This is a genomic window from Adlercreutzia sp., assembly GCF_056795635.1.
In genome coordinates this window covers 147,306-171,788 of sequence record NZ_JBQIIT010000006.1, presented here as the reverse complement: position 1 = coordinate 171,788, position 24,483 = coordinate 147,306, and the positions used below count along the sequence as shown (strand labels likewise).

General features: G+C 67.6%; 25 protein-coding genes and 1 tRNA gene. 23 read left to right on the top strand and 3 right to left on the bottom strand.

Translation table 11 applies throughout. From position 1 onward, the window contains the following. The 11 genes from mdcC to ACTOXK_RS05785 all read left to right on the top strand — a co-directional run bounded on the left by mdcC (position 1) and on the right by ACTOXK_RS05785 (position 8,598). Entirely contained in the window at positions 1–324 is a 324-nt protein-coding gene (mdcC, locus tag ACTOXK_RS05835) for a malonate decarboxylase acyl carrier protein (RefSeq protein WP_482276920.1), read from the top strand. Then, positions 325–1,275 (top strand): biotin-independent malonate decarboxylase subunit beta, encoded by a 951-nt coding sequence (locus tag ACTOXK_RS05830; protein WP_482276921.1) that lies wholly within the window; start codon positions 325–327, stop codon positions 1,273–1,275. A 12-nt stretch (positions 1,276–1,287) separates the two neighbouring features. Beyond that, positions 1,288–2,166: a biotin-independent malonate decarboxylase subunit gamma gene (gene mdcE, locus ACTOXK_RS05825; RefSeq protein ID WP_482276922.1), complete on the top strand. Its 879-nt coding sequence runs from the start codon at positions 1,288–1,290 to the stop codon at positions 2,164–2,166. 9 nt (positions 2,167–2,175) lie between these two features. After that, the gene (locus ACTOXK_RS05820; protein WP_482276923.1) at positions 2,176–3,276 is read left to right on the top strand and encodes a hypothetical protein; all 1,101 of its coding nucleotides are present in this window, start codon (positions 2,176–2,178) and stop codon (positions 3,274–3,276) included. A gap of 3 nt (positions 3,277–3,279) precedes the next feature. After that, positions 3,280–3,984, top strand: a complete 705-nt coding sequence (mdcG, locus tag ACTOXK_RS05815; RefSeq protein WP_482276924.1) for a malonate decarboxylase holo-[acyl-carrier-protein] synthase — start codon at positions 3,280–3,282, stop codon at positions 3,982–3,984. Between the two features lie 14 nt (positions 3,985–3,998). Continuing rightward, on the top strand, positions 3,999–4,208 hold the full coding sequence (locus tag ACTOXK_RS05810; protein WP_223899776.1) for an acyl-CoA carboxylase biotin carboxyl carrier protein subunit: 210 nt from the start codon (positions 3,999–4,001) through the stop codon (positions 4,206–4,208). Positions 4,209–4,281: 73 nt separating this feature from the next. Beyond that, positions 4,282–4,671, top strand: a complete 390-nt coding sequence (gene madL / locus ACTOXK_RS05805; protein WP_482276925.1) for a malonate transporter subunit MadL — start codon at positions 4,282–4,284, stop codon at positions 4,669–4,671. A 10-nt stretch (positions 4,672–4,681) separates the two neighbouring features. Continuing rightward, positions 4,682–5,446: a malonate transporter subunit MadM gene (madM, locus tag ACTOXK_RS05800; RefSeq protein ID WP_482276926.1), complete on the top strand. Its 765-nt coding sequence runs from the start codon at positions 4,682–4,684 to the stop codon at positions 5,444–5,446. Between the two features lie 90 nt (positions 5,447–5,536). Continuing rightward, positions 5,537–6,508, top strand: a complete 972-nt coding sequence (locus ACTOXK_RS05795; protein WP_482279289.1) for a triphosphoribosyl-dephospho-CoA synthase — start codon at positions 5,537–5,539, stop codon at positions 6,506–6,508. A 21-nt stretch (positions 6,509–6,529) separates the two neighbouring features. Further along, complete coding sequence (locus ACTOXK_RS05790; protein ID WP_482276928.1) at positions 6,530–7,399, top strand: biotin--[acetyl-CoA-carboxylase] ligase; 870 nt, start codon at positions 6,530–6,532, stop codon at positions 7,397–7,399. Between the two features lie 296 nt (positions 7,400–7,695). Continuing rightward, on the top strand, positions 7,696–8,598 hold the full coding sequence (locus ACTOXK_RS05785) for a hypothetical protein (protein WP_482276929.1): 903 nt from the start codon (positions 7,696–7,698) through the stop codon (positions 8,596–8,598). A 72-nt stretch (positions 8,599–8,670) separates the two neighbouring features. Here ACTOXK_RS05785 and ACTOXK_RS05780 read toward each other — a convergent pair whose 3' ends face one another. Further along, positions 8,671–9,510: a deoxyribonuclease IV gene (locus ACTOXK_RS05780; RefSeq protein WP_482276930.1), complete on the bottom strand. Its 840-nt coding sequence runs from the start codon at positions 9,508–9,510 to the stop codon at positions 8,671–8,673. A gap of 191 nt (positions 9,511–9,701) precedes the next feature. Between ACTOXK_RS05780 and ACTOXK_RS05775 the strand changes: the two genes are divergently transcribed. Continuing rightward, positions 9,702–12,149 carry a serine/threonine-protein kinase gene (locus ACTOXK_RS05775; protein ID WP_482276931.1) on the top strand — a complete coding sequence of 816 codons (2,448 nt, stop codon included), beginning with the start codon at positions 9,702–9,704 and terminating at the stop codon, positions 12,147–12,149. Positions 12,150–12,300: 151 nt separating this feature from the next. Here the strand turns inward: ACTOXK_RS05775 and ACTOXK_RS05770 are convergent, their stop codons facing one another. Then, complete coding sequence (locus tag ACTOXK_RS05770; RefSeq protein ID WP_482276932.1) at positions 12,301–12,504, bottom strand: DUF6724 family protein; 204 nt, start codon at positions 12,502–12,504, stop codon at positions 12,301–12,303. 175 nt (positions 12,505–12,679) lie between these two features. On the opposite strand from ACTOXK_RS05770, the gene serS reads away from it, so the two are divergent. From serS to ACTOXK_RS05715, 11 genes are all read left to right on the top strand, one after another. Next, the gene (gene serS, locus ACTOXK_RS05765) at positions 12,680–13,975 is read left to right on the top strand and encodes a serine--tRNA ligase (RefSeq protein WP_482276933.1); all 1,296 of its coding nucleotides are present in this window, start codon (positions 12,680–12,682) and stop codon (positions 13,973–13,975) included. Between the two features lie 7 nt (positions 13,976–13,982). Next, positions 13,983–15,074, top strand: a complete 1,092-nt coding sequence (locus ACTOXK_RS05760; RefSeq protein WP_482276934.1) for a hypothetical protein — start codon at positions 13,983–13,985, stop codon at positions 15,072–15,074. Then, positions 15,074–15,472, top strand: coding sequence for a cyanophycin synthetase family protein (locus tag ACTOXK_RS05755; RefSeq protein WP_482276935.1), 399 nt, complete (start codon positions 15,074–15,076; stop codon positions 15,470–15,472). The genes ACTOXK_RS05760 and ACTOXK_RS05755 overlap by 1 nt, the downstream gene beginning before the upstream one ends. A 2-nt stretch (positions 15,473–15,474) precedes the next feature. Further along, on the top strand, positions 15,475–16,914 hold the full coding sequence (locus tag ACTOXK_RS05750; protein WP_482276936.1) for an aminotransferase-like domain-containing protein: 1,440 nt from the start codon (positions 15,475–15,477) through the stop codon (positions 16,912–16,914). 174 nt (positions 16,915–17,088) lie between these two features. Continuing rightward, positions 17,089–18,093, top strand: a complete 1,005-nt coding sequence (locus ACTOXK_RS05745; RefSeq protein WP_482276937.1) for a D-alanine--D-alanine ligase family protein — start codon at positions 17,089–17,091, stop codon at positions 18,091–18,093. 203 nt (positions 18,094–18,296) lie between these two features. Then, on the top strand, positions 18,297–18,845 hold the full coding sequence (locus ACTOXK_RS05740) for a YtxH domain-containing protein (RefSeq protein WP_482279460.1): 549 nt from the start codon (positions 18,297–18,299) through the stop codon (positions 18,843–18,845). 3 nt (positions 18,846–18,848) lie between these two features. After that, positions 18,849–19,667, top strand: coding sequence for a PRC-barrel domain-containing protein (locus ACTOXK_RS05735; RefSeq protein ID WP_482276939.1), 819 nt, complete (start codon positions 18,849–18,851; stop codon positions 19,665–19,667). Between the two features lie 86 nt (positions 19,668–19,753). Continuing rightward, on the top strand, positions 19,754–20,533 hold the full coding sequence (locus ACTOXK_RS05730; protein WP_482276940.1) for a TVP38/TMEM64 family protein: 780 nt from the start codon (positions 19,754–19,756) through the stop codon (positions 20,531–20,533). A gap of 152 nt (positions 20,534–20,685) precedes the next feature. Continuing rightward, positions 20,686–21,633 (top strand): beta/alpha barrel domain-containing protein, encoded by a 948-nt coding sequence (locus ACTOXK_RS05725; protein ID WP_482276941.1) that lies wholly within the window; start codon positions 20,686–20,688, stop codon positions 21,631–21,633. Positions 21,634–21,715: 82 nt separating this feature from the next. Next, complete coding sequence (locus tag ACTOXK_RS05720; protein WP_482276942.1) at positions 21,716–22,222, top strand: GNAT family N-acetyltransferase; 507 nt, start codon at positions 21,716–21,718, stop codon at positions 22,220–22,222. A 480-nt stretch (positions 22,223–22,702) separates the two neighbouring features. Further along, positions 22,703–23,776 carry a hypothetical protein gene (locus ACTOXK_RS05715; protein WP_482276943.1) on the top strand — a complete coding sequence of 358 codons (1,074 nt, stop codon included), beginning with the start codon at positions 22,703–22,705 and terminating at the stop codon, positions 23,774–23,776. 598 nt (positions 23,777–24,374) lie between these two features. Here the strand turns inward: ACTOXK_RS05715 and ACTOXK_RS05710 are convergent. Then, positions 24,375–24,458 (bottom strand) — tRNA-Leu (locus tag ACTOXK_RS05710). Positions 24,459–24,483 lie beyond the last annotated feature (25 nt).

The window sequence follows — 24,483 nt, the reverse complement described above, 5'->3', positions numbered from 1 at the left end:
ATGGCATTGAGGGAACTCAATTTCACGTTCACTCCCGACGAGCCGCGTCCGTTCCCGGTGGGCTGGTCCCACCGCGGCGTCGTGGGCTCCGGCGACATGGAGGTCATGTTCGAGCAGCGCGATCTGGGCGGCGACGTGCAGATCAAGGTGTGCACCCCGGTCGTCGGCTTCGATGAGGTGTGGGAGCGCGTGCTGGACCGCTTCGTGCGCGAGAGCCAGGTGTCCGACGCGGTGATCGAGATCAACGACAACAACGCAACCCCGGTCGTGGTGTCCATGCGCATGCGCCAGGCCATGGAAGAGGCAAGGAAGGAGGCGGAGTAAATGAGCGATTGGAAGGAGCTGGAGGCCAAGAGCTTCTACGGCGCGTCCGCCCGCGAGCGCGCCCGCGGTATCGTCGATGAGGGCACCTTCACCGAGCTGGCCGGCCCGGCCGACCGCATGAGCAGCCCCCATCTGCCCGTGCTCGGCGAGGCCGTGGAATGGGATGACGGCTGCGTGACCGGCGTGGGCCTCATCGGCAAGCACCCGGTGTTCGTCATCTCCCAGGAGGGCCGCTTCATCGGCGGCGCCGTGGGCGAGGTGCACGGGGCCAAGATGGTGGGCGCCTTCGTGCTGGCCCGCCAGATGTACGACCGCATCAAGGAAGAGCACCCCGATGAGCTGGCCGAGCGCCTGCCCGCCGTGGTCATCTCCTTCGAGACCGGCGGCGTGCGCCTCCACGAGGCCAACGCCGGCCTGCTGGCTCACGCCGAGGTGATGGACCAGATTCAGGAGACCAAGGGCAAGTTCCCCGTCATCTCGCTTATCGGCTCGAAGGTGGGCTGCTTCGGCGGCATGGGCTTCGTGGCCGCGGCCACCGACGTCATCGTCATGAGTGATCTGGGCCGCCTGGGTCTGACCGGCCCCGAGGTCATCGAGCAGGAGATGGGCAAGGACGAGTTCGATTCCGCCGACCGCTCTCTGGTGTACCGCACCACTGGCGGCAAGCACAAGTACATCATGCGCGACGCGAACTACCTGGTGGAGGACACCCTGGGCGATTTCCACGACCAGCTGGCTGCCATCATGGAGGCCCCCTACGACGAGATCGTGCAGTGCCGTCGCATCGGCAGCGAGGCGCTCGTGGACGAGCAGCTGGCCCTGGCCGAGCTGTCCGTGGAGATGGCGCCGAAGGACGCGCGCGACGTGTGGGCCTACTTCGGCAACGAGGACGTCGAGCAGATTCCCGAGATGACCACAGCGGAGTTCCTCGCTGTGGCCCAGCGTCGATAAGGAGGCAGGTCAATGACTGTTGAGGTAATGATCGGACGGGGCCGCGACGCCATCGACATGGTGGTGGACCCCGGCAGCTTCCGCGAGAACACGGTGGGGGACGTCACCTTCCCCGAGGATCTCGGCCCGGGGGCCGTGGTGGGCGAGGCGGCCATCGACGGCCGCGACGTGGTGGTCATCGCCAACGACGCCCAGGCCTTCAACGACAAGTTCCCCGTGGTGTATTTCGGAGTCATCGGCCTGGAAGAGGCCTACAAGATGGCCAAGGTGGTCTACACCGCCATCAAACAGGACGCCGACAAGCCCGTGGGGGAGAAGCGCCCGCTCGTGCTGCTGGTGGACACCCCCGGCAACGGCCCGGGCAAGATCGAGGAGATCTTCGGCATGAACAAGGCCACGGGCTCCTACCAGCTGGCCCTGGCCGAGGCCCGCAAGGCGGGGCACCCGGTGATCGCGCTCGTGATCGGCCGCGCCATCTCCGGCGCCTTCCTCTGCCACGGGTTGCAGGCCGACCACATCCTGTCCCTGTCGCCGGAGTTCGGCACCATGATCCACGTCATGCCCATCACCTCCATCTCCCGCATCACGAAGATGGACATCGAGCGGCTGGAGGAGCTGTCCAAGGAGAACCCGGTCTTCGCGGCCGGCCCGCAGTTCTTCTACCACCTGGGCGGCGTGGACGAGCTGGTGGAGAACGTCGAGGACATGCGCCCGGCCATCCAGCGCCACATCGCTGAAGTGGAGGCCGCGAAGCTGGCCGGCGACGGCGACGCCACCGGCCCCATGGGCCACGGGACCCTCGGCGAGGAGCGCGGCGGCCGCATGATGCGCCGCAAGGTCATCGACCGCATGGAGGAGGAGTTCGCCTCCGTCGCCGGGAAGTACCTGTAGGGACGCGTCATGGATGCAGCGCAGCAGCTTCGCCTCGATGAGTTCGTCCGCCTGACCGAGGAGTTCTCCACGGCCCCTACGCTGGCGGCCATGGCCCGGCGCACCCTGGCCGACAAGGATGCGGCCGGCCCGACGAGCGCCCATGTCATCGAGGAGATCCACACGCCCCTGAACCTGGCCTACACGACGTTCACCACGGGAAGCACCGCCTTCCAGAACATCGTGGGGGTCACCTGGCCCGAGCTGCCCGAGCGGGCAGCGGCGGGGGCTGCGGCCCTGCGGCGCGCCGGGGCCCGGCCGGGGGATGCGGTGCTGCTGTGCTACGGGCCGCTCGGGAACGTGTTCTCGCGCGGGGCCTTCGAGGAGGCGGGGGTGCGCCCGCAGTTTCTGGCGCACTCCTCCCGCGACTCGTTCTTGGCGGCGCTCTGCCAGGACCGGCCCGCCCTCGTGGTGGGGGAGTCGAGCTTTCTGCGCGCCTCCCTGGAGGATGCCAAGAAGCTGGGGCTGTGGGACTTGGTGCCGGAAGGGGTGTCCCTGCTGTGCGCGGGCACGCCGCTCGATCTGGAGCTGATTCCCGTGGCCGCCGAGAAGGGCGCTGCGGTGCACGATTTGTACGGGTGCCAGGAATTCGGCTGGCTCGTGATGGACGGCGTGCCCCTGCGCGACGACCTCACCCTGGTGCCCGAGGCCGCCCGGGACGGATGGGCCACGTTGGCAGTGGGAGGGCTGCCGACGGGGGACAGCTTCCCCGTGGGCGGGGCCGGCCATCGGCTGAACCCCGCCGGGCCCATCTGCACCTACGCCCGGCGCCGCACGGCTCCGGAGCTGGAAGTGGTGGTGCGGGCCTGCACGGCCCAGTCCGCCATGACCCTGGAGCGGGCCTGCCGCACCATCCTGCGCACCAAGGGCCGCATCGTGCGGCCGGCCCCCGCCGTGCAGATGGGGGCCGCGGCCAACACCTTGGAGCTCATGGCCGCCTGGCCCGACAACGCCTCGGTGGCCGTTATCGACGACCCGGCCAAGACCGTGCTGTTCGCCCGGCTCCTCGAGGCCCAGGAGCAGTACCAGGCCACGGCCAAGAGCGACCCGCTCTGGACCAAGGGGCGCTGAGCCATGGACGGACGCTTCCGCCGCCACGACCTGGTGACCATCGTGCCGGCTGCCCGGGCGCGCCAGGCGGTGGAAGTCCTCGGCGACGAGGCCTGGTGGCCTGTCGCCGAGGTGGATCGGCTGCGCCGCGGCGTCATCGACGGCGTGGCCCTGCCGGCCGTGGTGTCCCGTCAGGAGCCGGGCCTGGCCGGCTTGGCGGTGGGGTTCGCATCCCCCTATCGCCAGGAGGGCAACCGCCTGCGGGGGCGGGCCGTGGTGTCCCCGCAGGCGGTGTGCCTCATCCGCGATCCCTACCAGGTGATCGCGGAATCGCGCTGCACGACCGTCCCGGACCTGCCGGTCTTCGGCGTCCTGGACGAGGCGTGGGCGCTGGCGGCCGCGGCCGGGCTGCCCTGCGGGGTCTTCGGCTCCGCAGCGCTGGCCCTGGCTACCGGCCTGCCCTACTGCCACGAAGGGTCCGATCTGGACCTCGTGGTGAAGATGGGGCCCCTCGATGCCGTCGAGGGCTTCCATCGCGCGGTCTGCGACCTCGTCGTCAAGAGCGGCGTTGCCATCGACGTGGAGCTGGAGCTTCCCGATGGGGCGGGCATCAAGCTCGCCGAGCTCTTCGACGGGGGAAACACCGTGCTCGCCAAGGGATTCACGGGCGTGCGCCTCATGGATAAGGATGAGGTGCGCGCCCTGGATCATAGATATTCGCTCTGTTAGAGAAGGAGAAAGCAATGGATGTCAAGTCTCGTGTGCCCGGCAAGATGGTCGAGGTCAAGGTCGCCGTGGGCGACACCGTGGCTACCAAGGACGTGCTCGGCGTCATGGAGGCCATGAAGATGAACCAGAACATCGCCTGCCCCTGCGACGGCGTGGTCAAGGAGATCAAGTTCGCTCCCGGCGACCGCGTGGACGCCGGCGCCGTGATGTTCGTCATCGAGTAACTGAGAAACCGCAGGGGGCGTCTTCGCAGGGGTAACGCGGGGTGCCCCCTCACCGAAACGTAAGGGGCAATTCATGGTTATCTACGGATTAGCCTTGCTCTCGGGATGTTTCTTCGGCGGCATGCTGCTGGGCGACATCCTCGGCATGATCACCGGCGTCGGCTCCAATGTCGGCGGTGTGGGCTTCGCCATGTTGGCGCTGATCCTCATCTCGAGCAAGCTGCTGAAGGAGAACAAGCTCTCGACCAAGGCCCAGGACGGCATTTTGTTCTGGAGCGCGATGTACATTCCCATCGTGGTGGCAATGACGGCCTGTCAGGACGTCGCTGCGGCCATCATGGGCGGTGGCGTGCTCACCATTCTCTGTGGCATTGTGGGCACCATCGTGCCCATGCTGCTCATCCCGGTCATCTCGAAGCTGGGCGCGCCCTCTGAGCCGCTGCCTCCGCTGAGCAAGGAATAGGGGGCCAGCCATGGAACTGTTTGAAATGGTTACCAATATCATGACCAAGAACGGTCTGGTCATGTCGTTCCTCGTCGTGGGCGCGGTCATGGCCCTGGCGAATGTGCTGGGCAAGGCCACCCGCGGCCGCATCGCCGGCTCGGCCATCGCCATCGTCTTCGGCCTCATCCTGGCCCTCATCGGCGGTTTGGCCACCGGTGGCGAGAAGGGCCTGTCGGACGTGGCCATGTTCAGCGGCCTGGCCGTCATGGGCGGCGGCATGCTGCGCGACTTCTCCATCGTGTCCACGGCCTTCGGGGCCAGCATCGATGAGATCAAGAAAGCCGGCCTGCCCGGTATCTTGGCCCTGTTCATCGGCGTGGTGCTCGCCTTCATCATCGGCGCCATCTTCGCCTTCGCCTTCGGCTACACGAGCGCGGCCGACATGGCCACCATCGGGGCCGGGGCCGTCACCTTCATCGTAGGCCCGGTGACCGGAGCCGCCGTGGGCGCCTCCTCCGAGGTGGTCGCCATCTCTATCGCCATCGGCGTGCTGAAGTCCATCATCGTGATGATCGCCACGCCCATGCTGGCCAAGCCCCTGGGGCTGAACAACCCGAAGGCCGCCATGATCTTCGGCGGTCTCATGGGCACCACCTCCGGCGTGGCCGCCGGCCTGGCCGCCACCGACGAGCGCCTGGTTCCCTACGGTGCCATGACGGCGACGTTCTACACCGGCACGGGCTGCCTGCTGTGCCCGTCGGTGCTGTATCTGGCACTTACGATGTTCTTCTAGCGGCACCGATCGCGCTGCCGGGGCCCTAGGTCAGGGGCCGGGCGCGGCGCGGTGGCGCTTCAGGCCGCCGAGGCCCTCTGGCAGGGGCCGATGGGGCGGTGGTGGGCGATGAGCCGGTTCTCTGGCAGGAGCCGCGTAACGGTCGCCCGGGGAAGTAACGGCATAGGATTATGCGCGGGGGAGAAGGAATTGAACGACGTGCGCTGGGCTTTGGCTGAGCCGGTGGTAAACGGTCTGTTGCTCGAAGTGGCAACGGCAGGCAAACCGGGACTGGTTTGCCCTGGCAGTACCGGAAGCCACGACGATATGAGCATCCTCACGTTCATGTGCGGGTCGGCGTCCCTTCTCCCTTACTTCCTGGAGTTTATCGAACTGGGGCTCTCTTTTGAAGGGGAGCCCGCCGAGTTGTTCCGCCAGGCGCGGCGTCGGGGCGTGCCGGCCGAGCGTCGCCTCCTGGAGGCGACCGGCGGCGTGAATACGCAAAGGGGGGCGCTGTTCGCCCTCGGTATGCTGGCGGCCTTTGCCGGCCAGGTGCATCGCCTTCACGGAGAAGTGCGGTGCCCGTCCCTCTTTGCCTATGCGCGCGCGGCCACTGCCGGCCTCGTGGAGCGGGAGCTGGCAGGGAAGGCTGAGCCGGTCACGGCCGGAGAGAAACTGTATAGGCGCTATGGGGCCACGGGCATCCGCGGCGAGGTGGAGGCCGGGTTTCCCTCAGTGGTCGAGGCGGGGCTGCCGGCCCTGCGCGCGGCCTTCGGGCGCAGGGGCACTCTCTCGGAGGCCCTGACCCACAGCCTCGTGGCCCTTATGGCCGTGGTGGACGACACCACGGTGCTCTGGCGCGGCGACGACCGCCTTCTGGCCGAGGTGCAGGACCGCGCCGCCGCCGTATTGGAAGCGGGCTCGGTGTTCACCGAGGCGGGGCGCGCGGCCTACGGGCGCCTGGGGGCGTTCTGCGCCGCCTATCGCTTGAGCCCCGGGGGCAGCGCCGATTTGCTGTCGGCCACTATCGCCTGCTATCTGTGGGAAGAAGGGACCTTTCCCGCCGATGTCAGCCGCCGCTAGGGCGGCGGAAGGGAGTTTGCCGTGATACCCCGCCAAGCCATCGCCGCCGAGCTGCGCCTCGGCCATCCCTGGACCATCCACAGTTTCGATACGGTAGGTTCCACCATGACCGAGATTCGCCGGGCCGCCGAGGCGGGAGCGCCGGCCTTCACCGTGGCGGTGGCCGAGAGCCAGACCGCGGGCACCGGCCGCCACGACCGTCCCTGGGCCTCGGCGCCGGGGGACGGCCTGTGGATGACGGCCCTGCTGCGACCGACCCTTCCGGTAGAGCGGGCGCCCTGGTTCACCCTGGGAGCCGCCGTGGCCGTGGCCGACGGCCTGCTCTCCCTGGGGTTTCCCGTGGGTATCAAGTGGCCCAACGATGTGCTCGTGGCCGACGGCCCCCTCTTCCGCCGCAAGCTCTGCGGCATTCGGGCCGAGATGGACGTGGCCGAAGACGGGAGCCTGGCCTGGGTGAGCGTCGGCATCGGCCTCAACGTGCACCAGGACGCCTTCGAGGGGGAGCTGGCTTCGGTGGCCGCCAGCCTGCGCATGGTGGCGGCCGCGGGCGGTGCGGAAGGGGCTGACGATTGCGCGGCCGCGGGCGAGTGTGGGGCTGCGGGGATAGGCAGGCCGGCGGCGGAGCCCTCGCGGGCCCAGTGTGCCGGAGCTATTCTGAACCGTTTGGAACGGGTGAGCCGCTCCTTTGCCGAGGAGGGCTTCGACTCGGTGCGGCGCCGCTGGCTCGATCTGGCCCTCGGCCTGAACCAGGAGGCCACGGTGCGCGATATCGAGGGAGAGCAGACTGGCATCGTGCGCGGCATGGATGAGGAGGGCCATCTCCTGTTGGAACGGCCCGGCGACGACGAGCCCTTCCCCATTGTGGCGGGCGATCTCGTCTTCCCCGTGTAGGGCGACGGCCGAGGAGGCCCTGCGACACTGATGCGCCAAGGTGCCCCGACCTGTGCGCAGAAGCGACGGCGGGCTCCTTCCGGTGGCGCGGAATGGCGCCATCGGGGTGTGCAGTCCGAGGCGTGCGCGGGTGGGGTGCACGATCGGGACAGCTCGGCCTATTGACGCTCGTTCGGGCTTTTCGATCTTTCACCCTTTTGGCCGATGGGCTGTGCGTTTTTGTATCGACATTCGTTCCCGCGTCGTTTATCATCCGAATAGCTGATGATATGCCCGCTGCGGGAGGGATTGTTCCTGTGTTTGAATTCTTGTCTTCGCCATTCGGTTTAGTAGCCGTGGGCCTCGGTGTCCTGGCGGTGGCCGTCTTGGCGCTGTGCCTGTGGATTACCACGCTCGACCGCCGTATGCGCGGCATGGCCGATGGCCTGGAGGCGGAGCGACGCAAGGTGGCCGAGATGCAGATGGTCATCGGCCGCCGCAATAACGCGGCCCGCAGCTATGGGCGCGGCGGCCGTCCCGCCCCGGCGGCTGCTCCGGCTCCGACGGGTGCCCCGGTGCCCAACGGCGCTCCCGCGGCCATGGCCCAAGCCGCGCCGGGCCCGAACGGCGCCGCCGCGACGGCCCCCGGAGCCCCGGTGCCCGGCCGCCCGGCCCAGCCGGCTCCCAACCCGCAGCAGGCCGCCCAGGCCCGCGCCCCGCAACCGGCTCCCCAGGCCCGCGGCCCGCAGCCCGCACCGGCCCGCGGCGGCCGTTCCGCCCGGGGCCAGGGCAATCGGCACCCGCAGATTCCCCGCGGCGCCCAGGCCGCGCCGGCTCCCACGCCCCAGCCGGCCGCTGCCGGCTGGACCCCCACGAGCATTCCCCTGCCCACGGGCCAGGAGGTGGATTCCTGGGTGCAGGGCGGCCCGGCCGATCAGGCCATCGTCATGCCCGGGAAGAAGATGAGCCGCAAGGCCCGCCGCGAGGCCGAGCGCGCCTTCGCCGCCCGGGCCGCCGCCGAGCTGGAGGCTCGCCAAGCTCGCCGCGCCCAGGAGGTCTCGGTCCCCCGAGGCGCTCAGCGCACGGGTAATCCCCGGGCTGCGGCCGCCCGCGGGGTAGAGGCCCGCGGGGCCGTGCGCCCCTACGGAGGCCCGGCCGCCCCGGTGCCCTCGGCCGTGGCCCAAGCCCAGGCCCAGGCCCGCGGCCGCCACGCCCGCTAAGGTTTCCCCGCCTATGACAAGGCCCCCGCTCGCCACGGCGAACGGGGGCCTTCTCGTTGCCGCTCGGGGTGCCTACTTTCCCGTGTAGGCCGCCTGGAAGCGGGCCACGTCGTGCTCGTAGATGACGAGGGTGCTGTCGGGCTCTTCCAGGTAGAAGGGCACGCCGGCCAGCTTCGGGTGGTTCACGAGGGCCGCCAGGGCCTCAAAGCCGATCTTTCCCTCGCCGATGCGGGCGTGGCGATCCACATGGCTGCCGCGTCCGTGGGTGGCGTCGTTGAGGTGCACGGCTTTCAGCTTTCCCAGGCCGATGGCGCGATCAAACTGATCGAGCACGCCGTCCAGGTCGCCCACGATGTCGTAGCCCTCGGCCCACACGCCGGCGCAGTCGAGGCACACGCCCACGTGGTCGGCCAGCTTCACCTGGCTGATGATGGCCGCCAGCTGCTCGAAGGAGGTGCCCACCTGGCTGCCCTCGCCGGCCATGGTGTCCAGCAGCACGAGGGTGGTCTGGCTCGGGGTAATCACCTTGTTCAGGGCGTCGGCCACATCGGCCAGCCCCTCGTCCACGGAAATATCCATGCGGCTGCCGGGGCGCACGAGGTACAGCGGCACCTGCAACTCGGCCAGCTGGGCCAGGTCCTCGGCGTAGGTCATGAGGGCGAAGTCGCGCTCGCTCATCTGGGCCGTGGCCGGGTCGGTGTCGTAGGGGGCGTAGGCCAGCACGTCGCGCATGCCGTGCTCGGCCGCGAAGGCGAGGTACTCCCGCACGTCCTTGGCATCCAGCTCCGCCTGCTTGCTCCCTCGGGGGCTGCGGGTGAAGTACTGGAAGGTGTTCGCGTTGATGGAGGCGGCCTCTTTCGCCATTTCCAGATAGCCGCGCCGCTTCGACAAGTGGCAACCGATGGTCAGCATGGGGAATCCTTTCGGTCGTGAATTTCGCACCGCGCGGCCTTGGCGGGCCGGGCGCACCCTCGATGCTAGCACGGTGCCGTTTTGCCCGTGGAAGCCGCCGATCAACTGTCGCCGTGGCGTTGCCCGGATGGTAGAATGGCCCTACCTCAAGAATATGCAGCCCAAACGAAGACAGAAGAGGTTCTCGCCCCATGGCACGATCTCAGCTCATCCTCAACCGCTATCGCGTTATCGACCAGGCCGGCGCCGGCGGCTACGGCACCGTCGTGCACGCCTTCGACACGCACCTCAAGCGCGATGTGGCCATCAAGTGCATCGAGCTCTCGGAAGACGAGGTGGCCCGCGCCCGGCTCGTGGCCCTGGAGGCCCGCATGGCCGCCGACCTGGAGGACGGAGAGCCCTCCCCGGCCGCGGCCCCTGGTGCTGCGGCTTCCGCCGCTGCCCCTACGAGCGCCGCCCCTTCGGGGGCCCCGACCCCCACTCCCGCCGCCGGAGATTTCCCCGCCGACCCCGCCTTCCTGCGCGGGGTGGACGAGCGCCGCGGCGGCCGTCGCTCGGCTGCCACCGTGCGCAGCGCCGAGGAGGTGCCCCCGTGGGAGGACGTGGCCTTCGCCGAGGAGGAGGACGGCTCTCTCGTTCCCTGGAACGCCGCTACGGGCGGCTTCGCCGGCCGTGCGCGGCCGAGCCTCGACGGTCGGGTGGGCCCGCGCAAGACGCGCCATGCCCCCGAGGCCCCGTCCGCGCCAGCGGTGGAGGTGCAGGACGCCGCCCCCATGAGCGACTACTTCGACGAGAGCGCCGTGGACGTGCGCCATCTGCGGGGCATCCGGGCGTCCCGCACCATCGACGGTGCCACCGAGAAGCGCCGCCGTCGCGGCGGCCGTGCCGTGGCCGCCTCCGTCGCGGCACCGAGCGTGTCGGCCGCCGTGGGTGGGGCCGCCTCCCCCGTGCCCCCGGCTTCCGCCGACTTCGACGAGCCCGACGACGCCGATCTCTTCGAGCACATTCCCGGCCTGGAAGAGGCCCGCTCGGTGGCGAAGCTGTCCGACGCCAACATCGTCACCGTGTACGACTGCGCCGTGGAGGATTCCACAGCCTACGTCATCATGGAGTACATCGAGGGCAAGACCTTGGCCCAGATCATCGACGAGATCGATGACAACATCACCCTGGACGTGGTGGCCGCCGTCTTCTCAGCCGTGGCCCACGCTCTCGAGGTGGCCCACGGCGCGAGCACGCTGCACCTGGACATCAAGCCCGAGAACGTCATCGTGAACTCCAAGGGCGTGGCGAAGGTGACCGACTTCGGCCTGGCCGCCCTCATGGATGCCTCGGGCTCGGGCACCACCGGTGGCGGCACCATCGGCTACATGCCCCTGGAGCAGATGCGCCAGGAGCCTTTGGACGTGCGCACCGACGAGTGGGCCCTGGCGAGCCTCACCTACGAGATGCTCTCCGGCGAGAACCCCTTCTTCGCCAACGACCTGCCCGAGGCCGAGGAGGCCATCGAGGAGGCGGAACTGGTGCTGCCCTCCCTGTGCTGGGACGAGCTGCCCGCCGAGGCCGACGACATCATGTTCGCCGCCCTCGACCCCGACCGCGACGAGCGCTTCGATACGGTGGCCGACTTCTCCGAGGCCCTCATGCCCTTGCTCGGCAACGCGAAGAAGGGCAAGAAGGTGCTGGCCGATATCGTGAAGGGGAAGGAAGATGCCGTCGCCGCCCCGGAGTCGGCGGAGCCCGCCGAGCCCCTGCCGCCCCTGGTGGACCGCCTCGGCCTGCGGGGCGCCATGGTGGTGGGCCACAGCCTGGCCGCCGTGGCCGTGGGGCTCATGGCCGCCGTGGGCATGGCGAACATCTCCCTCAGCCCGGGCTCGCCCATGGGCCTGGCCACCGATGCGCCGGTGGTGTACTGGGTCGTGGCGGTTCTCTGTGCCGGGGTGGCGGCCCTGCGCCCCGCTTGGGGAACGCTCCTCGGCTACGGCGCCCTCGTGGTGGGTCTCGGGGCCTCGGGCAGCTGGGTGCTCGCCCTGTTCCTGGCCGCGGTCACGGGGCTGTGGTGGTACTACGTCGGCCGGCGCGGCACCACTCAGGCCGTGGCGGCCCTGGCCCAGCCCCTGTTCGGCTCCTTCGGTTTCGCGGGGCTGGCACCGGTGTGCTGCGGCGTGCTGCTGCCGGTGCTGCAATCGGCCATCACGGCGGCCTTCGCCTTCGCGACGGCCCTGGTCATGGCCTCCTTCGGCTCCCTGGACCTGCTGAACTGGGACGCCCTGTTCCATATGGAATTCGGTAGCAACCCCCAGGCGGCCTGCATCTCCATGGTCTCCCAGAGCGCGCCGTGGGCCATCGGCGTCAGCTGGATCGCCGCGGCGGCGGCCTACAGCCTGTTCTGCGTGCGCGGCACCCGCACCTTCGACATTGCCGGGTCGGTGGTAGCCGCGGCCCTGCTCATGCTCGGCGTGTGCGCGGCGGCCCACCTGGGCTCCTTCGGCGGCTCGTGGCTGCCCGCGCCCCCGGCCCTGCTGGGGGCCCTCGTGCCCGGCGCCCTCGGCATCGCCGCCGCGGTCATGGGTATTCCCGACCGCGCCCGCTGGGCCGAGGAGGAGTGGTACCTCGACGACGAGGAACTGGAAGGGTAGGCGCGCACCCCGGTTCGGGCTGCCCCACCCCGGCAGGCGCTCGGCTTCGGGCCGGGCGCCTGCTCGGTTTCGCTCCCAAAAAACATCGCGAGCCCGACCGTTATGGCCGGGCTCGCGTGATTGTGCGGGGTCAGTGGCGAAGGGGCGCAGGCTAGTTCTCCTCGCCGTCCTCGTCATCGTCGAACAGCGACCAGTCGTCCTCGGTCTTCTCGTGGTTCTTGAACTGCTTGCGCGTTTTGCGCTCCAGAATGATGCACACGATGATGCTCACGAGCAGGCCGCCGCCGACGAGCACGCCGATGCCGGGCACGGTCTCGAACAGGAAATGGTAGATCTCTTCAAAGTTCACGTTCATGGCGTCGTCCTCGTCTGCCTGAAACGCCGCGGGGCCCTGGCACCGAGCGCGGCGGCGGGTCGGTGTTTTTGCTGGGGAAAGTATACTATGCTTCTTCACCGCAAACGCAATCTCCATGCCTACTGGTTGCGCTATACTGGTCGAACGCAAAACGCACGATTCGAGGAGCGCCCCTATGCTGGATGTCAAATACGTTCGCGACCATCTTGATGAAGTGGCCGAGGCCATGCGGAACCGCCATGCGTCGTTCGATCCGGAGCAGTTCGCTGCCCTCGATGTGCAGCGCCGCGAGGTCATCGCTGAGGAGGAGGCCCTTCAGGCCGAGCGCAACAAGATCTCCAAGGAGATCGGCGCCCTCATGGGCCAGGGCAAGAAGGACGAGGCCGAGGCTGCCAAGGAGCAGGTGCGCCAGATCAACGAGAAGCTGGAAGCGGCCAGCGCTGCTCGCTCCGAGGCCGACGGTGCCCTGCAAACACTGCTCATGAGCGTGCCGAACCTGTGCGACGCCTCTACACCCATCGGCGAGGATGAGGACGACAATCCCGAGGTGCGCCGCTGGGGCACCCCGCGCGACTTCGCCGCCGAGGGCTTTGAGGCCCAGGCCCACTGGGATCTGGGGCCGGCCCTGAACATCATCGACTTCGAGCGCGGCGTGAAGCTGGCCGAGAGCCGCTTCTACGTGCTCGGCGGCGCCGGCGCCCGTCTGGAGCGCGCCCTCATCTCCTTCATGCTGGATCAGCACACCGCCCGCGGCTACAAGGAGTGGTGGGTGCCGGCCATGGCCAACGCCGCCACGCTCACGGGCACGGGCCAGCTGCCGAAGTTCGAGGAGGACCTGTTCCACACCACCGAGGGGCTCTACCTCATCCCCACGGCCGAGGTGCAGCTGACCAACCTGCACGCCGGCGAGGTGCTGGACGCCAGCCAGCTGCCGCTGCACTACTGCGCCTTCACCCCCTGCTTCCGCGAGGAGGCGGGCAGTGCGGGCCGCGACACCCGCGGCATCATCCGCGTGCACCAGTTCTCCAAGGTGGAGATGGTGAAGTTCGCCACCCCTGAGACCGGCTTCGACGAGCTGGAGTCCATGGTGGCCGACGCCGAGAACATCCTGCAGAAGCTGGAGCTGCCCTACCGCGTCATCAGCCTGTGCACGGGCGATATCGGCTTCTCCTCCGCCAAGACCTACGACGTGGAGGTGTGGCTGCCCAGCTACAACGCCTACAAGGAAATCTCCTCGTGCAGCTGCTGCACCGACTTCCAGGCCCGTCGCGCCAACATCAAGTACCGCGATCCGGCCAACTTCAAGGGCACGCGCTTCGCCTACACCCTGAACGGGTCGGGCCTGGCCGTGGGCCGCACCATGGCCGCGGTCATCGAGAACTACCAGAACCCCGACGGCACCATCACGGTGCCCGAGGTGCTCGTGCCCTACATGGGCGGCAAAACGGTGATTGGGCCGGAAGAGGTCTAAGGCCATCATGGGTGCACAATCGCGCGAGCCGGGGCCTCGCGAGTCCCGGCGCCGCGCCTCGGCGCAACGTTTCGGCCGCGGAAGCGGTTCCTCGACGGAGCGCCGTGCCGCGCGCCGCGGAACGGCCGCGACCTGGGATGACGAGCCGCCCTCGGCCGAGGAGCGCGTTGCGGCTCGCCTCGCCCAGCGTGCCGGCGTCGCCGAGGGCGAGCCGGCGGCCCGTCCGGGTCGCGCCGGCCGCGACGGCCGCGCGGATCGCGGGGGCCGTCCCGCCGTGCGCAAGCGCCGCTGGACGAAGGGGAAGGTGGCGGCCCTCGTGCTGTCGCTGCTCGCCTTGTCCCTGGCCGCCGCCGTGGTGGCCGGCTTCTCGTGGCTGCGCTGGTTCTCGGCCGACGACGGCGCCGACATCCAGGGCACCTGGTACTTGGCCGGCACGTCCACCCCCATCACCATCACCGACGAGCGCATCCAGCTGACCGAGGATGTGGCCTACCACTACACCCTGGACCCGGTGGCCAAGACCATCCAGTTCACCTTTGGGAACCTCACGGGGGGTGGCTGCTACCGCTTCTCGCTGGATCGCGACGAGCTGGCCCTGGTGGACGGCTCCTTCTCGGCCACCGACACCCTGGGCCGCGATATCGGCTGGACCCTGGAAGCCCTCATCGAGAAGCTGCGGGACGGTGACTTGCCCCCGGCCGAGGAGGCGGGCCGCGGCCTCACCCTGCTCTCGCGCACCCCCACCGCCGGCACCGCGGCCAACCCCCAGTCGGTGCGCGACACCCCCGCACCCAGCGATTCCCGCGGCAGTGCCGATGGCGCCGACGATGACCCGGAGGCCGACGACGGCACCCAGACCATCGAGGACGAGCCCGTGGGCGACCTGTCCGGCAAGGTGCCCGCCGCCATCGACGAGCCCCGCGACAAGGCCGCCGAGGACGGCACCGGCACCGGTGCGGCCGGCAACGCGGGCGGCAGCGCCGGCGGCGCGACGGGCAACGCCGGGGACGGTGCGAGCGCTCCGGATGGTGCCGGCACGGCGGGCGCGGGGGCCGACGACGGCGACGGGGCCGGAACCTCGGCCGGCCGCGGGGCCTGATGGCGCCCCTCGCCCTCGAGCGGGTGGCCATCGAGCGCGACCGCATGGCCCTGCTCGTGCGGGTGGCCGGCGGCGCGGGGGCCCGACTGTCCCCGGCGGCCGCGGCCCGGCTGCTGCGGGAGCGCCCCACCCTGGCGGCCCACGCCTGCCTCAACGAGGCCGGGGAGCCCTTCGGCACCATCCTCGACCGTACCTCCCTTCCCCATATCCTGGAGCACCTCATCATCGATTTCCAAGCCGAGTTCGATGACCGCTCGGCGGCTACTTTTGTCGGTACGACGGAATGGCTCGATGAAGCGGGCGGCCTGGCCCGCGTTGAAGTAAACTTTACCGATGACCTCATCGCTTTGGCGGCCCTCAAGGCCGCTCGGGCGCTTATGGAAGGGATGGTGGATTAGCCATGTCATCAGCTCACATCACCTTCGATACCACCGGCGACAAGATCGCCCGCCGCGTGCGCAAGATGCGCCCCTCGGCCGTGCGCAATCTCTTCGCCGCCGCCACTCGCGACGATGTGATCTCCCTGTCCGGCGGCATGCCCGCCGTATCGCTTTTGCCCGAGGAAGACGTGCGCCGCGCCGTGCTGGCCGCCGTGGAAAGCCCCCAGGCCCGGGCCGTGTCGCTCCAGTACGGGCCCACCGACGGCTTGGCCGGCCTGCGGGCCGTGCTGGCCGATATGATGCGCGACCTGGGCATTCGCGTGAAGGCCGACCAGGTGCTCGTCACTACCGGCGCCCAGGAGGCCTTAAGCCTCATCGCCGAGGCCTTCATCGATCCGGGCGACATCATCATCACCGAGGGACCCACCTACCTGGGGGCGCTCCAGGCCTTCTCCGCCTTCGAGCCCGACGTTCGCGCCATCCCCTTCGACGACGAGGGCATGCGCATGGACCTCTTGGAGGCCGAGCTCGAGCGCATCGGCAAGAACAACCCGCGCCTGAAGTTCTGCTACACCATCCCGAACTTCCAGAACCCCGGCGGCGTCACCATGAGCGCCGAGCGCCGGCGCCGCCTGCTGGAGCTGGCCGACGAATACGGCTTCATGGTGGTGGAGGACGACCCCTATGGGCGCCTCCGCTACGACGGCGGTCACCAGGTGCCCCTGAAGGCCATGGACGATTCGGTCATCTACCTGGGCACCATCTCGAAGATGCTCGGCCCCGGCCTGCGCACGGGCTGGGTGGCCGCTCCCGAGGCGGTGCTCGCCCGCATCAACCTGGTGAAGCAGGGGGCCGACCTGTGCGGCAGCTCCTTCGACCAGCTCGTGGTGCAGCACTACTTCGCCGACATTCCCTGGCAGAAGACTCTGCAGAAGTTCATCGGCGTGTACAAGGAGCGTCGCGACACCATGCTGGCGGCCCTGGAGGAGTTCTTCCCGCCCGAGGCCACCTGGACGCACCCCGAGGGCGGCATGTTCCTCTGGATCACCCTGCCCGACTATATGGATACCGATTCGATGCTTGCCGAGGCGCTGGAATCGGGCGTAACCTATGTGCCAGGGAACTCCTTCTTCCCCGACGGCGTGACCGGTAAGAACTCCATGCGCGTGAACTTCAGCTTCGAGACGCCGGAGTCCATCACCGAGGCCATTCGCCGCCTGGCCGGGGTTATCGAGGAGCGCCTGGAACTGTACCGCGTGTTCATCAACGCCGGCGCGCTGCCGGGTTACGGAAAGGAGGCCATCATGGCCACAAACGAGCGCGAGAACTGGGACGAGGTCATCGTGGCGTCCGAGGAGAACGAGGAGGCCGTCATGCAGTCCCACGACGGCGATGCTGCCCAGATTGAGATCGCCGAGCAGAAAGTGGCCGACGCCCAGGAGGAAGCCGCCGCTGAATAGCGTCCATCGGTCAACTATGGTTGAGTGAAGTGGAACTGCCGGGTGCCTTGACCGAGCGAGTTACGCAGCGACGGGGAATGCCCACTGGGCATTCCCCAAAGCGAGGACTGCCTGAGCGAATCAAGGTACCCGGTGGTTCCGCCCCGAGAGAGTTGCAACAAAAAGGAGACGTGTATGAAAGTAGCAGTGCTGATGGGCGGCAAGTCCTTCGAGCGCGAGGTGTCGCTGGCCTCGGGCCGCGTGGTGTGCGAGGCTCTGGAAGAGGCCGGCCACAAGGTGGTGCCCCTGGACACCAACGCTGATCTGGTGCCCACTCTGCGCAGCGAGCGCCCCGATGTGGTGTACAACGCCCTGCACGGCAAGCACGGCGAGGACGGCACCATCCAGAGCCTGCTGGAATTCGTCGGCCTGCCCTTCGTCGGCTCTCCGGCCAGCGTGTGCCACCGGGCTTGGAACAAGGACGCCCTGCACTCTTCCCTGGAGAAGTACCGCGACGTCACCGGCGAGGAAGGCATCGCCTCGTGGCCCCAGGGCGTGTACCTGGCCCGCGACGCCTTCAAGGACATGGGGGCCGCCACGGCCCTCGACATGGTGGCCGACCGCGTCATCGGGGGCTACCCGGTGTGCGTGAAACCGGCCCACGGCGGCAGCGCCCTGGGCGTGCACAAGGTGGAGAGCCAGGAGGAGCTCGGCGAGGCCGTGCTCGACGCCCTGTCCTTCGACGAGGCCGTGAACATCGAGCAGTGGGTCGACGGCGTGGAAGTGTCCGTGGCCATCCTCGGCACCGGCTGGGACGCCTACGCCCTGCCCCCGGTGGAGATCGTCGCCCGCGAAGGGGAGTTCTTCGACGCGGCGGCCCGCATGCGCAATGATGCCGTGGAATTCTTCTGCCCCGTGCGCCCCGCCTCCCTGTCGCCCGATGAGGCTGCGGCCCACGCCATCCGCGCCGAGATTGAGCGGGCGGCCCTCGAGGTGTACCGGGCCTATGGCGCCCGCGATCTGGGCCGCGTGGATCTCGTGTGGGACGGCGGTGCCGCTCGCTGCTTCGAGTTGGACGTGTCCCCGGGCATGACGCCGCACTCCCTGTTCCCCATGGCCTGCTCGGCCGCCGGCCTCACCCTGCCGAAGGTGCTCGACACCCTCGTGACCGAGGCCTACGCCCGCGGCGCCAAGTTCTAAGCGCCCGCGCCCAAGTTCGCCCCTTCGCCTCAGCCTGTGCCCGCATTGCGCACAGGCTGAGGTTTTCTCTGAGAGTTTTCCTTATCGATGATGTTTGACGGCTTGTTTACCGTAAGGTGAGAGGCGGGCTTTCACGGCCCCGTTTCGGGTGCGCTCACCCTATAATGAGCGGACTTGATAACCTGTCGATAAAGGAGGCAGTTATGGCCAACAAATTTGGAATGTTTCTGATCGGTGGCGTCGTCGGTGCCGTCGCAGCCCTGCTGGCCGCGCCGCGTCCCGGCGCTGAGACCCGCGCCATGGTGGCCGACAAGGCCAACGACATCCTGGGCGATGCCCAGCAGTGGGGCGGCCAGGCCGCGGCCGGCGCCCAGCACATCTACCAGGAGGCTGCCGCCAAGGGCGTCGAAGTGGTGAACAACGTGACTGCCCGGGGCCAGGAGATCGCCTCCGAGGCCGCTGCCCGCGGCGCCGATGTGGCCGCTTCCATCCAGGAGGCCGCCAGCACCATTTCCCCCACCATCAACGAGAAGGGCGACGAGCTGCGCGAGAAGATCGAGGCCGCCCGCCAGCGCATCGCCGATCAGGTGGCCAAGAACGCCGGCGAAGATGCCGACGCCGTGGCCGATGCCGCCGAGGACGTGAAGGATGCGGCCGCCGACGCCGGCGAGGCCGTGAAGACCGCCGCCCACGAGGCGAAGGAGACCGTGCAGGAGGCCGTCGAGGCCGACGACAAGAAGGACGCCGAGTAAACCATGGCCAAGCGTTACGGCACCACCGGGGAAATCGTCGGGAAGCGCGTCTTCTTCGACAAGAGCACGCCCAAGAAGCCCGAGGCGGTGAAAAGGCTGGGGAAGGTGCGCCATTGCGTGTTCCATCCCACCCAGCGCCGCTTCGTCGGCTTCATCGTGAAGCGGCCGGATCTCCTGTGGATGTTCCACCGCAAGGATGTGTTCGTGGCCTACAACGGCTACGACGTGGTGGACGGCCGTATCCTCGTGCTGCAAGATTCCGCAGCCACCGATAAGGGCGCCTGCAAGGCCCTGGGCGTGGATTACGACGACTGCGTGCTGTGGGCGGGGCTGCCCGTCATCAGCGAGGGCGGCACCGTCTACGGCACCGTGGGCGACGTGTCCTTCGACCCCAAGACCGGCGAGGTGCGCTCCCTGGCCGTGACCCAGGGGGCCACGGCCAACGCCCTGCTCGGCGTGAAGGAGATTCCCGGCTCCATGATCCGGGGCTTCCGCCGCGGCATCGGCACGGCGCTGTCCGTGAACGGCCAGGCCGACGAGGAGAACCCCGAGCTGGGGGCGATTCTCGTGTCCGACGAGGCGGCCGAGCTGACCGCCGAGGGCGGCTTGGCGGCGAAGGCCGGCGAGGCCACGGCCGTGGTGGCCGACCGCGCCCGGGAGACCGTGGAAGCGGTGAAGCCGGCCGTGTCCACGGCCACGAAGGCCGCGGGCAAGGCCGTGAATGCCGGGGCCTACGCCACGGGCCGTCAGATCAAGCGGGCCAGCGGCATGTTCTCCGCCTTCAAGGAGGAGTACGACAAGGCCCGCAAGGACGACGACTAGGGGCAGCTCTTACGATTTCGTCACTAAGCTATAGAGTTCTTTAAGATGCGCCCCGCCCCGCGGGGCGCTCCGTTACACTGGAGCCTATGAATACACACGACAGTAAAACCCCCAAATCCGAGCGCCTCCAAAAGCTGGAGGCCAAGGCCCACGAGGAGAAGTCCGTCGCCGGCCACGAGATGCCTGCGGCGAACATCTTCAAGTTCGCGGGCCTCATCGCGTTCTTCGTCATCATGATCGTGGTGTGCATCGCCATCTGGCCCATGATCCACGAGCTGTTCGAGCCCGGCGGCGTCGATCGCGTGACCACCGACATCCGCGACGCCGGCCCCTGGGGCTTCCTCATTCTGCTGGCCATCCAGTTTTTGCAGATCGTGGTGGCCTTCATTCCCGGCGAGGTGGTGCAGGTGGCCGCCGGCATGATCTACGGCCCCTGGGTGGGCGCCCTCATCATCTGGATCGGTTGCGTCATCTCGAGCGCCTTCATCTTCGTGCTCGTGCACAAGCTGGGCGCCCCCTTCGTGCAGGCCATGGTGCCCGAGAAGTACATGGGCAAGTTCCGCGAATGGGAAACCTCCGAGAAGTTCAACGTCATCGTATTCATCTTGTTCCTTATCCCGGGGCTGCCGAAGGACGTGTTCACCTACATCACGCCGCTCACGCACATGTCCATGCGCAACTTCGTGCTCATCTCGAACTTCGCCCGCATTCCCGGCATCGTGCTGTCCACCTACGCCGCCGCCGGCCTGGTGAGCGGCAACATCGTGGAGTCCATCGTCATCTTCGCGGTGACGGCGGCTATCGCCATTGTGGCGCTCGTGGTGTACAGCCGCATGACCAAGAAGCCTGCCGGCCCGAAGGAGTAAGGGCGCCTGGCGCGGGGCGGCTCTCTTCACTCAGTGCGGAGCTCTTCGCCGTGCCGGCCCTTCGCCACTTTCTTTGTGAAAGAATGCGCGGTCAGGCTTACTTTTCTGTACAATAGCCACCGTTAACGTTACGAATTTCAAGGAGGATCCCCATGCCGAAGATCACCCGTGATCAGGTGCGCGTTCCCGCCGACGTCATGCCCGAGGCCCGTGACGAGTACATCTCCAACTACATGAAGGCCACGCGCGAGACCGGTCGTCTCATGCTGTTCGCCTGCGATCAGAAGATCGAGCACTTGAACAAGGACTTCTACGGCGAGGGCATCGACATCGCCGACCTGGATCCGGAGCACCTCTTCAAGATCGGCTCCGAGGGCGTCTGCGGCGTGCTTGCCGGCCAGCGCGGCCTGGTGGCCCAGTACGCGGCCGACTACCCGGAGATCAACTACCTCGTGAAGATGAACTCCAAGACCAACCTCGTGGGCACCAAGCAGGAGGATCCCTACTCTCCGCAGCTGTACGATCTGGACGCCGTGCTGGCCATGAAGGAGGCCGGCGTGAACGTGGTGGGCCTCGGCTACACCATCTACCTCGGCAGCGAGTACGAGGCCACCATGATGGCCGAGGCCGGCGAGCTCATCGCCCAGGCCCATGCCAACGGCCTCATCGTGGTGCTGTGGATCTACCCCCGCGGCAAGGCCGTCACCGCTGAGAAGGATCCGGATCTCATCGCCGGTGCCGCCGGTGTGGCCCTGTGCCTCGGCGCCGACTTCGTGAAGGTGAACCCGCCGAAGCCCGAGGACGGCACCCCGGCCGCCGAGGCCCTGAAGATCGCCTCCACCGCCGCCGGCCGCTGCGGCCTGGTGTGCGCAGGCGGCTCCACGGTGGACGCCGACACCTTCCTCACCCAGCTCTACGATCAGATTCACGTGGGCGGGGCCGTGGGCAACGCCACGGGCCGCAACATCCACCAGCGCTCTCTGGACGAGGCCGTGCGCCTGACTAAGGCCATCTCCGCCATCACCCTGGCCGACTGGTCCGTCGCCGACGCCCTGGCCGTGTTCAACGGCGAGCGCGACTTCACCCTGGCCGACATCTAAGCCAGCGGACGCGAAGGCATTTTGGGAAAGGCTTCCGAAAGGGAGCCTTTCTTTATGGACGACGAAGGGAAGGTGCGCAGCCATGGGCGCGGAGAAGATGACGGTGCGGGAGGTGCGGCCCTACCGTGAGGAGGACGTGCCGGCCATGACGGACATTTGGAATGCCGTGGTGGAAACGGGGGCGGCCTTTCCCCAGACTGATCCCATGACGGTAGATGAGGCCCGGGTGTTTTTCGCCGAGCAGTCCCACACGGCCGTGGTGACCGTGGCCGGGCGCGTGGCGGGGCTCTACATCCTGCACCCCAACAACGTCGGTCGCTGCGGGCACGTGGCCAACGCGAGCTACGCCGTGGCATCGGGCCTGCGCGGCCACGGCCTCGGGCGCCAGCTCGTGGAAGATTCCCTGCGCCAGGCGGGCAAGCTGGGATTTCGCGGGCTGCAATTCAACGCCGTGGTGGCCAGCAACGAACGGGCCCGGGCCCTGTACGAGAGCCTCGGGTTCGCCTACATCGGCACCATCCCCGGCGGGTTTCGCAACAAGGATGACGAGTACGAGGACATGCGCATCTACTACCGTGAGGTGGTGTAGGCGGCTGGCATCTAGTCGGGGCAAGGGGAGTTGGACAAACACGGGACGCTTTTCTGGGCGTAGGCGGTTAGCATCTGGCGGAGGGGGCCGAAGGGGAATCCTCTGGTGAGGCTCGCTACCATGCGGGACGGCCCTTCCGGCGGGACTCGCCGCTGTGCGAGAGGGGTCGATCGGCGCTTGGGAAATCTTGCGGTTCCGATGATGCGTGGTTTTGCGCAGTAAACTCCGCGAAGTAGATGCCAGTGTTCCTTCGCCGAGGGGATATTGCAGATCTGCCTCAGTTTACCAGGTAAAACGCTCTTTCCTTCGGACTCGAGTTTTCCGCCTGGCCGGTTTAAGCGCTACTAGGATCTATTTCGCGGAGTTTGTTGCACAAACACGCTGGTTTCGAAAACACGAGCGCCACTATCATGAATGGGCGTTCATTGGTTTCGCCCAAGGTGGAGCGTCAATTGCCAATGTTGCGGTAGCCTGCCCCCTATGAACATATATTTCAGTCATAGGTCTGCTCTTCAGCTCTGGCGTTCCTGGTCGGCGGCGCGTCCGGTAACGCTGCAGGAATTTCACCTGTCCGGGAGGCGTAAGGGGCTCGATCTGCCCTCGCACTTGCTCCCGGGATCGGCTGTGATCCGGGCCGCCGCCTCGACGCATGAGGAGATAGCTTCCATTCTCGCCGAGTCTGTGTGGGAAGCGCGCGGTCTTCCGGGGACGGCGAAAACTCCCTGCGTCTCGCTGGATCGAGGGGCGCTGGTCGAGGTGCTGGTGGGACGCAGGCCCGGTGTGCGTTCCTCGTCCTCGGTGAAGCGGCATCAGTGCGACCGAAACTTGCCGCGTAAGGCGTTTCTCGAAATCGCGCCGGGGGTCTGGAGTTCTTCGCCGGAGCTGGTTTTCGCGCAAATGGCCACGCGCCTGACTTACGGAGAACTTCTTGCTTTGGGATACGAGTTGTGTGGCAGCTACCCGATTCCCGGACAAGGTGGCTTTCTGGTGCGGCGCCCGCTTACGACCCCGCAGCGACTACTGGCCTTCCTCGAACAGCTTTCCGACATCCGGGCTGTAAAGTTAGCTCGTTCGGCGGCGGCCCAGGTTCGGCGCAAGTCGGCTTCGGTTATGGAGACCGAGGTCGCCATAACAGCCCTGACCTCGCGACGGCGCGGCGGCTTAGGGCTGCCCGCGGGCTCTTTAAACGAAGCGTTTGGTCTGGGTGAGAAGGGTCGTCGCATTGCGCGGCAGAAATACGTTGTGGGCGACTTGTGCTGGTGGGAATGCAGTGTGGCGGTTGAGTACGACGGCCGCTCATCCCATGGGGGAGCCGTCGCGCGCGCCCGCGATTCTCGTCGCCGGGACGCATTGCTTGCAGAAGGCGTCGAGATGGTGACGGTGACCGCGGCCCAGTTTGACAGCGTGTATGAGTTCTCTGAGATTATGGCCAAGGTATCCGAAAAAGTGGGGAAGCGTTTCCGAGGTTGGGGTCCGGGTCAAATAGAAGTGCACATGAAGCTGAGGCAGCAGGTTCGAAAGTTTCATCGTGAGCATTTTCCGCTCGGTGATTGACACGCTCCCTCTGCCGCAAGTTGTTGCGGGGTTGCTGCGTGCGATGGGCCTGCTTTGGCGGTGTCGCTGTCGCGGCGGCGTTTTTTTGGTGCCGGAGTCGAGCGGCGAGCGGTGCTGCGCCGGGGCGCACGGAGCGCTCGAAAGAAGGCGGCTCCGGGGTACTGGGGCTGCACGGGAAGTAAACGATGCGTGGTGTTTTTGATAATCGTGTTTTCGTGCAACAAACTCCGCGAAATAGATGTTTGTGGAGCGAGAATTGGTCGATCAGGGTGTTTGGCGCCAGCTAAAAGACATTTTCCCTGGTAATCTCAGGGCAGAGCGCAGCGAGTCGAGAGAGGGGAAGGTTCCGGAGTCTATTTCGCGGAGTTTGTTGCACGAAAACTGGCAAGAGGGAAGCACGGACGAGCCACGGGCCTTTGCCGACGTTCGGAGGCGTCTCTTGGGTTGCTGGTGCCGGCATCTTTTGAGTTGCTGGTACTGGACGGGTTTTCCTGTGGTCGCACGGAGTAGCAACGACGGCAAAACACTCTGCCAACCGGCCCACTCCCAACACTCTCAACGAAAAGCGGCTCCCGAGAGGGAGCCGCTTGCAGTTTCATGGTGCCCGGGGCGGGATTTGAACCCGCACACCTTGCGGCAACGGTTTTTGAGACCGTCGTGTCTGCCGTTCCACCACCCGGGCCTGAGCGCATCTACGCAGTATAGCG